This is a genomic window from Paenibacillus sabinae T27 (assembly GCF_000612505.1).
GTDB classification, from domain to species: domain Bacteria; phylum Bacillota; class Bacilli; order Paenibacillales; family Paenibacillaceae; genus Paenibacillus_AQ; species Paenibacillus_AQ sabinae.
On sequence record NZ_CP004078.1, the window covers coordinates 4,389,110 to 4,401,673 of the forward strand.

Annotated in this window: 9 protein-coding genes; 3 read left to right on the plus strand and 6 right to left on the minus strand. The window is 48.8% G+C overall.

What is annotated here, in order from left to right:
- The first annotated feature begins 23 nt into the window (after positions 1-23).
- Positions 24-3,170 carry a polysaccharide lyase family protein gene (locus PSAB_RS24730; RefSeq protein ID WP_025336391.1) on the plus strand — a complete coding sequence of 1,049 codons (3,147 nt, stop codon included), beginning with the start codon at positions 24-26 and terminating at the stop codon, positions 3,168-3,170.
- Between the two features lie 662 nt (positions 3,171-3,832).
- Here the strand turns inward: PSAB_RS24730 and PSAB_RS25580 are convergent.
- On the minus strand, positions 3,833-4,189 hold the full coding sequence (locus tag PSAB_RS25580; RefSeq protein ID WP_144240555.1) for a helix-turn-helix domain-containing protein: 357 nt from the start codon (positions 4,187-4,189) through the stop codon (positions 3,833-3,835).
- Positions 4,190-4,327: 138 nt separating this feature from the next.
- On the opposite strand from PSAB_RS25580, the gene PSAB_RS20155 reads away from it, so the two are divergent.
- On the plus strand, positions 4,328-5,098 hold the full coding sequence (locus PSAB_RS20155; protein ID WP_025336392.1) for a hypothetical protein: 771 nt from the start codon (positions 4,328-4,330) through the stop codon (positions 5,096-5,098).
- Between the two features lie 1,140 nt (positions 5,099-6,238).
- Complete coding sequence (locus PSAB_RS20160; RefSeq protein WP_025336393.1) at positions 6,239-6,775, plus strand: CueP family metal-binding protein; 537 nt, start codon at positions 6,239-6,241, stop codon at positions 6,773-6,775.
- Between the two features lie 82 nt (positions 6,776-6,857).
- Here the strand turns inward: PSAB_RS20160 and PSAB_RS20165 are convergent, their stop codons facing one another.
- The 5 genes from PSAB_RS20165 to PSAB_RS20185 form a co-directional block, all read right to left on the minus strand.
- Positions 6,858-8,468, minus strand: a complete 1,611-nt coding sequence (locus tag PSAB_RS20165) for an ABC transporter substrate-binding protein (RefSeq protein ID WP_025336394.1) — start codon at positions 8,466-8,468, stop codon at positions 6,858-6,860.
- A 59-nt stretch (positions 8,469-8,527) separates the two neighbouring features.
- Positions 8,528-9,409: a carbohydrate ABC transporter permease gene (locus PSAB_RS20170; protein WP_025336395.1), complete on the minus strand. Its 882-nt coding sequence runs from the start codon at positions 9,407-9,409 to the stop codon at positions 8,528-8,530.
- A gap of 17 nt (positions 9,410-9,426) precedes the next feature.
- Positions 9,427-10,284 (minus strand): ABC transporter permease, encoded by an 858-nt coding sequence (locus PSAB_RS20175; protein WP_226991838.1) that lies wholly within the window; start codon positions 10,282-10,284, stop codon positions 9,427-9,429.
- A 490-nt stretch (positions 10,285-10,774) separates the two neighbouring features.
- Positions 10,775-11,740, minus strand: coding sequence for a hypothetical protein (locus PSAB_RS20180; protein WP_051529795.1), 966 nt, complete (start codon positions 11,738-11,740; stop codon positions 10,775-10,777).
- A 17-nt stretch (positions 11,741-11,757) separates the two neighbouring features.
- The gene (locus PSAB_RS20185; protein WP_038596147.1) at positions 11,758-12,558 is read right to left on the minus strand and encodes an ABC transporter permease; all 801 of its coding nucleotides are present in this window, start codon (positions 12,556-12,558) and stop codon (positions 11,758-11,760) included.
- Positions 12,559-12,564 lie beyond the last annotated feature (6 nt).

Here is a 12,564-nt window from a genome sequence, read left to right on the forward strand (position 1 = left end):
TTTGAACCGGAGGAGAATTCACCATGATGAACCAATGCCAATCAAAGTGTCAACCCGTCCCCGAATTACCCGAAAAAACCCCAAGAAAGGCTTCACGTTTCCGCTCCCACATCCTCGCCAAAGGCATCACCGCGCTGCTTGCGCTGGGGATTGCCATCGGCAGCCCGTCCAATCCAGCCGGCATCGTCTTCGCCGATCAGCAGCCTACCGGCTCCGCGCCTGTGTCTGTTTCGCAAGACGTGTACGGTGATTCCGCAGCCGTCACAGAGCCGGAGTCCGTACCTGCCGGAACGCTCTGGACCATCGGCGTCCATGACGGAAGCTCCGCCGAATTTTCCGATTTCAAAGCGATGACCGCTTCTTATGCCGTCTATTCGCCGGATGCCGAGTCCGGCAATTGGAAGTCGTTCCCGAAAGGGATGAAGGCCAGCGTCAACAAAACGGTCAGCCTTAATTACTCGCTGCCAAGTCTGCCCGCATACGGGCTTGAGTTCGACGTTCACATCCTGAACGCCTATATTTCCGTCCCCCAAATGGCCGTCTATTCGAACGGCAGGCTGGCGGGGCTCCTGCAAATTGCCGGAACAGCCGGCAGCGGCGGGGCCTACGCTTACCGCGACCTTTACCGTCTGTATATACCGAATGAGCTGCTGAAGGCCGGAGACAACACGCTGAAGCTGGAGGTATACGCCGGCTCCTATTCCAACACTTCGGGAGACGGGTACCTGTGGTACGAGTGGGACGAGCTGTCGATGACCGCGCTCTCCGCCCCGGCCTCCGAGCCGATCCACGGCCGGTATGTCCATCTGGGTACCGCCATCACCAACTCGTTCGTGATCAACGACGATGTGACCCGGCTTCTCCCCGATTTGACGGAATGGCTCGGCATTGCCTACAGCGGAAACATGATGCGGACAGGCTTCTGGTCCGACACAAGGAAGCTGTGGCAAAGCGGAATCGTCTCTTACCTGCAGACCCTGAAGGATCTGAACCTTCAGCCCGTGACCGGGATCTTCGGCACGGACTTTATGAACAGCGCCGACATGATGGCCGGTCACGTGCCGGACAGCATGAAGACTTATTACCGCCAGTTCATGGCTGATTATGGCTCCTATTTCTCATATATTGAAATGGACAATGAGCCCGGCGTGTTCAATCATAACCAAGCGTCGCTCGTAGAGCTGGCCCAGTTCCTGAAGTCGGAGCAGGCCAACACCCCGTGGGTCAAGATGGTTGCTCCCGGCTGGGCCTACTGGCCGAGCAAGGGAACGCCCTACGGCTGGGAGCGGGACCCCGCGCAGCGGCGGCCGATTGAAGCGCTGACGGACCTGACAAACGGCCACAGCTACGGGCTGTCCGGACTTGCGCAGGGCCGCGGCGGCGCCTTGAACGAGAATCTGCTCACCTATAACGGCGGAACGGAAGAAGGGCTGCCGAAGGAAATGGTCATGACCGAATCGGGAGCGAACGATCTGCATGCCGACCAGAGCAAATTCGGCGCATCGGCATATAAATTCGCCGCCGTCTTCGACCGGGAAATGCGGGGGGACATCGGCTATGCGGATCATATCATGCAGCATACTGCATTCGATTCGTCTTCCCCGAACTACGCGCTGTTCGCCCGTCCGGCCAATTGGAGCACGCACCGGGCGGCCGACACGGCGGCCTGGGCGGCCAATTCGGCGGAGGGCGGCGAGACGCGGCTGCGCACCTTCCGCCGCCTGGCGGCGGCGTATGCGACGCACGGCGCGCCGCTGCCCTACACCTTCGTCAGCGGCGACGAATCCGCCGGCCGCAAGATCTATGTCCGCGCTGTCGATACGCGCGCGCTCGGCGCGTCTCCGGTCGGCGCCTCGTCCGACAAGCGGATTATCAGCGTCGTAAACTTCGAGCCGGCCGGCACCCCGGCGCGCCATGTGAGCGTCCGGGTCACGCTGCCGGAGAGCGGCACGTACCGGGTGGAGCAGTACCGGGACGGCAGCACGCTCGGCGCCGCCTATTCGGTGGACGACCGAAGCGTGTCGCCCTACCTGGACCTTGACCTGACCGTAGCAGCCGGTGAAGCGGTCCAGCTCTATTTAACGCCGAAGGAAGACCAGGCGCCGGAGAAACCGGTCATGGCCGGCGCAGCAATGGCGTCATGGAATTCCGCTTCGATTGACTGGAACGAAGCGGCCGACAATCGGGCGACGACCGGCTACCGCCTGTACCGCGACGGAGAGGAAATCGCGGCGCTGCCGTCCCCGGTGACGCGGTTCACGGATACGTCGATCGGCTACGACCGCACCTACGCGTATACGGTTCGGGCGGTCGACGATTCCGGCAACGTCTCCGCTCCGAGCGACCCGGTGCAGCTCATCGTGCCGGATATGCCGGTTACCCCCGGCGGTCCGCTGTATGAGGCCGAGAAGGCGCAGCTTGGCGGCATCGCCAAAACATCGCTGGACCCCGCCGCCTCCGGCGGCAGCTATGTCCGCGACATGCACGGCAACGGATCGAGCATCAGCATTATCAATATCATGCCGGGCGCCGGCAGCTATTCGTTCCGCATCGGATACGCCACCTCGGCGGATGCCACGCTCAATCTGTATGTCAACGGCAAGATGATCAAGAAGCTGACCTTCGCTTCAACCGGCAAGAACTCAGGTATCGGAGCCTACAAGAGTATCACGGCCGATGTCACACTGGAGGACGGGCCGAACACGATCATGCTGCGGCATGACGGCAGCAATACGGGAGGCGTAAATATCGACTTCGCGGAGCTCACTCCCAAAGAGTCGTTAACGGTGGATTCCAGCTGGCATGATTACGCCTTTAACGATGCGGGCGTCTATTATTCTTCGGGCATTGAGACCAATGACAACGGAAGCTGGAACGAAACCGAGGTGCCCGCGGAGATCGCATCCTTCAGTTTCACGGGAACCGGCGTCCGCTGGCTGGCGAATGTGCAGAGCAATTTGGGCAGAGCGGAGGTCTATATCGACAACATGCTGCAGGACACCATTGACCTGACCTCCGCCGATCTCGAAGGGTATAATAAAGTCGTATTCGAGAAAAACAATCTTCCAGACGGCGACCATACCCTGCGGATCGTCACCCTGGAAGGCAAAGTAACCTTTAACCGCTACAGCGTCAACGGTCAGCAGCAGACCCTGCGGCTGGCGAACTAGGACGCTCCAAGTTCAGCGTTCGGCAGCCTAAACCGCAATCTCTTTTTCTGACAGGAGCTAAGCCAGAGCTATTCGAATCCCGCCAGTTATTTGCAAAAAGGGGCTGTCCCCTAAGTCATCCTGGATGACTTGAGGATGACCCCATTTGACTCCCCGGTCGGGAACCAGCCCTTACGGGCAGCCTTAGAGACGGCTAAGCGGAATTCCTCCATTAATTCAGTGGGACAACAGGCTGATATCCGAATTATAAGGAAAACATCCAGCTAATTGGGGCGTTTCATCAACCGAACGGGTGGAACCCGTGAATTAGATGGAGTTTTTCCAGTTAAGCCGTTCAACAGCCTGATTTCTTATAAATTAGAGGGAGCTTTTCCCTCTTCATCTGCCAGTTAGGCTAACTTCGCTTCGCATCCCCGAAAGCAAGCAGGGGGCGTCCTAACCTAATATGTCCTGACAGCCACCACCAGGAATGAAAATGTCTTGATCTGTGAATCTGTGTGTTCCATAACGGAACTGCAGGTTACAGGCCGAGACTTTTTTGGTAGGACAAACATTCTAGGCCCCAAACACAAATGACCCACAAGAGGGTCGCTTGTTCAAAGATTCCCTCTTATGGGTCATGTCTCAGAAAATATTCGCAATGTCTGTATTTTTTAGAAGCTTTATTTATTTAATGTATTATACTCAATCCATTTATCTAGAGAGGGACGATAAAAAATCAAATTTCCATTTAGATTAACATAAGGAATGAGATCGTAAGCATTAGTAGGCCCACGTGATGTTCGCTTTTCTTCATCTTGCTTAATAATTGTCTTTAAATCATCTGTTGAAATTCGCAAATAATCAGCAGCTTCATTAAGACTCAACACTGTATTTTGAGATATTGAATAATCTGAGGCATCAGACAAAGATGGAGACGAATTTTTTTCATCCTTAGCATAGATAGACGTACATACAATTAGGGTTCCACACAAAAGGATAACTGAAAGTAAGAAAATCCAAATCGAATTTTTATTCAAATTCCCATCCTCCTTTTCCAATATTGTACCATTAAATAAAAATAATTCCCAATTTTTTTTGAATACAGCAGGATTTTAATATGTCTTTATAGAAATATATGTATCGAATTAAAAAATTTTACTATTGGAGGTATTGTATTGAAAAAGAAGAGAGTTGCAAGTGTTGTTGTCGCAACTGCTATCGGATTTTCCTCAGTTGTCACTAGTACTTTTGCGGAAGAAATTTCTCCTTCCGCAATTTCTCAGGTGTCAATTCCTGCCTCATTAAATTCTATTTCTGGAGAGAAAGGCGTTATTTCCAGTTATAAGTCCTATGATACTGGAGTAAATCCAGATGCCAGGGTGGAGTTTATTGATTCGAAATTGGCTGAACAAAATAAGTTGTCGCTACAACCCAAACAAAATTTGGTGTCCCCTCGAGCTGGAGAAACGCGTGTTTATGTAAAAAGCGAATATGCTCTCGGTGCTCTGCAGATTGCTGGATACAACGTAGGTCCAATTAATAATCAAGCGTTTCTTATCAGTGTAGCAAGAGGACATACAGCCCAAAGAACGAGCAGTTTAACTATAACCGGTTCACTGCAAGTACAAGGTAGTTTTGATGTTAATGTTTTAAAATTAGTTAAAGAATCCTTGCAACTTACGGCGTCAGGAACGGTTTCCAAAACCTACACCACAAGTGATACATGGATCGGCCCACCTGAAGGCTCTCCGTACAACACTCGCGATTATTATGGGGCAATTGATTATGACCTCTATAATATTACGGTTGTAAAGTATGACTATTATGACTATTATCTCGGTAGCATCTACGAAGGAAGACAAGCTGAAGTTGCTGGGTACACTTATGTCAACAACACTAAAAAGCCAAAAAATATTGAATATAGCAGAGACTATAACGCCGGTTAATACTTTTTTTTAAAAAAAGACCCACAAGTTGAAAGCACCTGCAAAAGTCTTATGAAATTCAACTTTCTCGAGGATACATAACTGTCTCCCCGACCTAGAAGAGGGTGTTCCAAACTAACATGGCCTGACAGCCACAACCAGGAATGGGAATGAAAATGAACTTGGCCTGTGAATCTGTGTGTTCCAAAATGGAACTGCAGGTCACAGGCCGTTACTTTTTTGGTAGGAAAAACACTCTGGGTCCCAACTGGCCGACTGTATCCCACGAGTACCACCAATTGTTGCTACGAGCACGTGTATAAAAATATATATATCTGAGGGTACACGACCTGCACCTAAGTCAATTTCAGGAGTGATTGTGAGATGGAGGCGATTTTGGAACGGTGTGCTAGGCTGGATGTTCATCAAGAGACAGTGGTTGCTTTTGTGTTGTATGAGAACTTAGATCGTAAACCTACGCAAGAAATTCGTACTTTCTCTACAACGACGAAGGGACTTCTGGCACTCTATGATTGGTAAGTGAATGGAAATGCAAACATGTTGCCATGGAGAGCATAGGTGTATATTGGAAGCCGGTTTGGACTCGGCTTGCTCCTTCTTTTGTCGCATACAGAAAAGACGGGGGCAAAAAAAGGCAACGATAGTGACAGCCCATCTAATACTATGAACCATCTATCGTGTGCTTAAAGACAGAGTACCTTATCTTGAAGCAGGCTGGGACTATTTAACTTCTACTCCATCCTCGGTGAGATACTGGATTTAAAAAATTGAGGAGCAGGGATTCACGTGAAGTTGGAATCATACCGAAACCTCATGATTTTGGGGGAGAGTGTCTTTTAGTGCTTTTGGGGACTTGCATTTTCGTATAAAAAGTCATCCCAGATGACTCCAAGCCGGTCGGCTTACTCTTTTTATAACATGTAGTTGACCCTCAAGCTTTAAATTCCTACATATCGGCCAGGGTCTTTTCATGTGGCGTCTTCATCCGTCTGAATCGGCCATTTCCCGGCTCATACAGTCATGAATAATTAAGATCATTGCAAAAATGCCCCCGTCTAACTTACAATTTTGAGCAGGTATTAGCGGTGCCTTGAGAGGACTATAAATTCTGTTCAGCTAAAATAGACAAGGAGTTCAAACATGAGAAAAAAGCTTTTGATTACCGGGGCTTTAATTGTCGTCTTTGTGGGTGCATATGCCATCGGGGGCGGGGGCAAAACAAAGGAGAGCGCCAATCAGACGGTTCCGAACATCAAACAATTGGTTAACGATTACAGCGCGGGGAAGCTGGAAGCCAAATCCGCATCAATTACTTCGAGCAAGCTTACCGTAACTGCCGAGAACAATAACAAAACGACCTACAGCCTGCCTGAAGATGAGTTTTTCGTGTCCATTGCTCCCTATGTGAACAAGACGCATCCCTGCGCCACGCATAGCCTGACCGGCTGCCAGGGAGAAATGGAGAAGGAGAAATTCAATGTGACGATAACCGATGCAGACGGCAAGGTCGTCATTAAAGATGTATTTGAAACGTTTGACAATGGATTCATCGATTTTTGGCTCCCGCGCGACCAAAAGTTCCATGTTCAAATTGAGCAAGGCGGCAAAAGCAGCGAATCCGACATCTCTACATTTGAAGGCGACAACACCTGTATTTCCACCATGAAATTGACTTGATGATAGGACCGTTCATGTATAGAAAAAGGCCGTGTCCTGCAGGTTAACTGCATGGAACACGGCCTTTGCCGTTTATCGCTTATTATTTCGTGGCTCTGTCGTAGCCGTCCTGTTTAATCTTCAGCCATTCATCGAGGCCGAGACGTTTCAGCTCTTTCTGGTAATCGCCCCACTGCTCATTCACTTTGCCGTTCTGGTACCATTCGGTACGCATTCTGAGGACATAGGCGAACAGGTCGGCTTCAATCGTCGTCAGGCGGTCCAGCTCTTCAATCGAGTTGAATACGCTTGGCATTACGTTTTCCTCTTTCATGTGCGGCGCCATGACGTTCTTGATGATATCCATTCTGCCTTTGGCGTCATCCGGTACAGTCGTGTACTTGCCATAGTAGGAGTTAAGGACAGCCAGCGGTCCGCCGATGCTCGTTTTCTCACGAAGCTCAACCGGAGCCGCGCCTTCGAGCGGCAGATGCTTCAGCATGCCTTTGGCTTCATCAAATTCAAAGATATTCTGCTGCGTGGTGTCTCCATAAGTTCCCCAGTTGTCCTGTACGGACTGAACCGGCTCATACATCTGATCGACCCATTTTGCAGTCGCTTCCAGGTTCTTATTCGCGCTTGTAACAACCATTTTACCGCGGGCAAGGCCAAGACCGTTGGTACGGGTTACGTTAATTTGACCATCGGGACCTGCGAGCGGCGGCAATACTTGGTAAGAATCGTTCGCTCCGGAGATGTTGGCTTTATCCCAGGAGAAGTAGAGACCGTATCTTTGGGCTTTACCTTTGGCCAGGTAAGTGCTCCAGTCTTGTGTATACGCTTCCACATCAATCAAGCCCTCTTTATACAGCTCATTGATATAGGAAACTGCGTTCTTATAGCCTTCCTCTGCCGGCGTAAAGATTACTTTACCGTCATTGCTTACAACCGCATGGTCAGGGTTCTCGCCTTCTCCGAAAGCGGCAAAGAGATATGTCAGATCTTCCGCACCCGGCTTGTTAATAAAGGACAAAGGAATTTCATCCGCTTGACCGTTGCCGTTCGGGTCTTGAGTCTTGAACGCGATCAGCACTTTCTTCAGTTCTTCCGTTGTTGTCGGCATTTTTAGCCCAAGCTTCTTGAGCCAATCCACATTGATCCAAGGCATGCTGTCTACAGCCTGAATACGTTCTTTTCCTTCACCCAGCTCTTCAATCCATGGGAATCCATAAATTTTTCCGTCCGGCGCCGTAATCATGCTCTTGTATTCTGGGGCTTCTTCCAGCACTTTTTTCAAGTTCGGCATATTTTTATCAATCAGATCATTCAGCGGAATGATGGTGCCGTCTTTGGCAAGCTTCAGCAGCTCATAATCGCTGTAGTCCGCATTGAAAATCGCATCGGGAAGATCGCCGCTTGCTACCGCCAGGTTTCTTTTTTCCACGAACACGTCTTTGGTGAAGTTCTTCCAGTTAATATGAACATTCGTTTTTTCTTCGAGACGTTTATTGATCAGCTTTTCATTGGGATCGGCCGGTGCCAGCGGAGAGCTTTGTGTAATGACATTCAAGGTTACTTTACCGTTTGGATCCTGTTCTTTGCTAGCCGAATTTCCTCCCCCTCCACTGCTGCATGCCGTAAGGAGAACGAGGGAAGCGATTACAGAAGCCGAAGCTGCTTTTGCTAATACTCTTGATCTTTTCAGCCTTTTCATAGGATATGACCTCCAGATTAGTATGGATATAAATATTTCATCTATGTGCAGTTCGTTTCCTATTTAAGGGAACCGACCATGACACCTTTTTCAAAATACTTTTGGAAGAACGGATACATTACAAGGAGCGGCAAACTCGACACAACAATCGCGGCATACTTGATGATTTCAGACAATTTTTTCATTTCCGCCATGGCGAGCTGATCACTGATCATGCTTGGATCGACCTGATTCTGAATCAGGATGGAACGCAGAACGAGCTGCAGCGGATGAAGGTTCGGATTATCTAAATAGATCATGGCATCAAAGTAGGAATTCCACTGGCCGACAAAGGCATACAGCGCAAGCACGAAGATAATGGGTTTGGAGAGCGGCAGCACAACGCTGAGGAATATCTTCATCTCCGACGCCCCGTCCACATTGGCTGCTTCCCTCAGTTCTTTGGGCACTCCTTTAAAGAAGGTTCTGGACAAAATAATGTTCCATACGTTGACCGCTCCGGGAATGATCACGGCCCAAACCGTGTTAAGCAGACCCAGATTCTTGACCAGCAGGTAAGTCGGAACAAGTCCGCCGCCAAAGAACATCGTAATGAGGAACAAGGTCATAAAGAGGCTTCTTCCCTTTAATCTCTCATCCGACAAGGCGTATCCTGCGCAAATCGAAACCATAACGGTGAGAAGAGCAAATGCGGAAGCGTAAAATATAGCGTTTCCAAATCCTCGAATCATGGCTGGATTAGTAAGAATCTTCTTGTATCCTTCCAATGTCCAATCGGAGATGTGGAACGACAATCCTTGGTTGAGCAGCACCGACGGGTCCATAAATGATGCGATCACTACATAAATCAGTGGCAGAAGCACCATCAGTACGGCAAGAATCAAAAAGGTGGTGTTCAGCATGAGAATAAATCGGTCCAGCCGGGAATGTTTGATGAACATGACTTGCGACTCCTTTCTTAGTAAAGACCTTCACCCTCATTCAGTTTCTTCACAACGAAGTTAACCGTAACGAGCAGGACAACGTTGATGACCGAGTTAAACAATCCAACCGCGGACGAGTAAGCATAGTCGCCTTTTTGCAAACCGATTTTGTACACGTAAGTCGGAATGATTTCGGCTGTCGGCAAATTCGTTGCCGTTTGCATCAGGTAGGCTTTCTCAAATCCAATCGACATGATGCTGCCAGCCGCAAGGATAAAGACAATGGCCATAATCGGGCGAATGGTTGGAAGATCAATATGGCGGATTCGTTGAAGAAGATTGGCGCCATCCAGGTTGGCCGCATTATGCAGCTCGGGATCGACGTTGGCAAGTGCGGCCACATAGATAATCGATGCCCAGCCGGCCCCTGTCCAAATATCCGAAAGAATATAGATCCAGCGGAAGTACTCCGGTTTGGACATGAACATAATCGGCTCATTGGTAATCAAGCTGAACAGCTGGTTGATCGGTCCTGTAGGGGACAGGAAGATAAACAGCATCCCAACCACGACAACGACGGAAATGAAGTTAGGGGCGTACAGCATTAATTGGATGTTCTTTTTAACGCCGGCCCTGCGCACCTGATTCAGCATTAAGGCAAGCAGGATAGGAACGGGGAAGCCCAACAGCAAGCCGAAAAGACTCAATTTAAGCGTATTCATAAATATATCTGTGAAATTGGGGGATGACAGGAACTTCTCGAAGTTATAAAAACCTACCCAATCACTTCCCAATATCCCTCTGATCGGACTGAAATCCTTAAAGGCGATAATTGCACCATACATAGGGCCGTATTTAAAAATTAGGGTCAGGATCAAAGCCGGAGCGAGCATTAAATAAAGAAAGTAGTGCTTCTTTATATATTCAAATGCGGAGCTCTTTTGGCTGATCACCGGTTTTCTGTAATCCACTTCGACTGAGTTTTGCAACGCCTTTACCTCCATTCTTGTAAAGTTTTATATTTGATGCAGCAAGAGTAATTAAAGGGCTTTCATATCCACTTATTTCTTTCTGCATTTACAATTTACCAAATTACACACCTAACGTCAATACGTTTTGTAAAAATAAATTGTTCATTTGACAATTAAAATGTTTATAAAAAAGCATAATCATGTCAGTCTAATTCCAATGTATGCAATATGAACAAGGACTAATCCATCGATTCACCTAATTAAATTCAATGTTAATAACAATAATGACAAATTAATGCACACTAAATGTAAATCAAATTGTGCATTAATAAAACAATAAAAATACCTACCGCACTCCACATGGCTTAGCCTTCTTACGGCATTCACGCTTGCGGTTTGCAGCAGGTTATTGTTAATCCGGATTCTTTGGTTCCGAGCCATTGTTATATTCATTGTTCAAATACGGACGGATCGCCGATTCCAATTCGTTTTCATTGTCCATGGACAAGCTTGCATTTCCAATCAATTTCCATCTTTCCGTATGCGATACCGTCTCGAGCGGTGCTACGGTCTTTAATTCACCCAGCGTCTCCAATTCCAGAAAAAGATGATTCGTATAGCATTCAAACGAAACTCCATAATCCGGATAAACCGCTTGAACGTTGTGCCGGTAGGTTTTGATAAATAATTGGCCCTTGTTGAAATAGGCGGCCCAGCCCTCATCATTATTGGTTCCGAATTTAAAAGGTTTCGCTGTTTCATCCTGCTGCAGCAGGATATAACGCTCTCCCCAATAGACACGATGGTCGTTCATTTGACTTTCGGGCCATAAAGCGAGCACTCGATTTGGAAGTACGAGCGTCTCTCGTCTCGCCTGGGGAATAATCGCTTTACCGCCCTCAGCCATGACCGACAAGGCCCAAGGAGCAAAGGTGACCGGCCAGGCCCCCGTATTGGTAATACGATGATGAATCGTAACTTCGCCGCTTTCGGGATTCATCTGCACCTCAATCTCTTTTTGCACATGGGTCCAGGTTTCCGCATCAGGGATCAGCACAATGCCATTTCCGGCCGCTCGCCACCGTACGGGTCCATTATCCGGGTATGTCGTTCGAGGGACAGACTCCGGGCTCGTCCACAGCCGGTGTCCTCCGTAAATATGCCATTCGCCTCCGCCGACAACCGAGAAGTCCTCGACTGCTTCTTTAAACTGCCGCTCGGTATCTTCAAAGAATACATTATCGCCGCCAGTAAAGCCAAAGCGGATAATTCTCGGTCCGAACTCTACCGTTGCGACGAGGCTTATCGTGCCGTTTGTAACTTCCACACATTTTCCATAGTTCCCATAAATAATGGGCCGCACGCATAGCTCTGCCATTATGAACCCCTCGCAAGTTATTCCTCAGTAATAGCCTTCGAATTCCGCTGCGCAAACAGTCTGCTGCCCGCAATCGCGATCAAGCCTAACGAGAATAAGACGATCAACGTATAGACCGCATTAATCTGCGGCGAATAGCCGTGACGGATCATGGACCAGATGAGCATAGGTAGGGTATTGTCCGTTCCAATCAGAAAGAAGGATACAATCACTTCGTCGAACGAAATCGTCAGCCCGAGCAGTGCTCCGGCCAGCACCGCGCTTCTGATATTCGGGAGTGTAATGAGCAGAAAGGTCCGCATCGGCGAGGCGCCCAGATCCATAGATGCAAACTCCAGATTCCGATCAAATCTTTTCAAACGGTCCATAACCAGAAACATTACAACTGGTGTAATAAACGTGATATGCCCGATAATGACAGTCATCAGAGAAGCATCCACCTGCAGAAACTTGAACAGCAGATTGAGCGATGTCCCAATAATAATTCCCGGCAAAATGTAAGGAAGAAGAATCAAAAATTGCAGGAATGATCCCCCGCGTATCCGGTACCGCTGAAACAAGTAGGCCGCCAGTGTACCAAATACAATTGCGCATAGCGTGGCAGGCAGGCTAACCAATAAACTGTTTTTCGCGGCAACCCAGAGCTCCGTATTCGAGAACAACCCCCTGTACCAATCAAATGTCAGCTTCTTGATCGGGAGCACCTGGACTTTCGATTCATTGAAGGAGAACAGGATCGTCACCAGAATCGGAAGATACAAGAAGGTGTATACGATGAACGCAAATAGCAGCGCCCCCACATATTTCAAATACTTCATGAACAG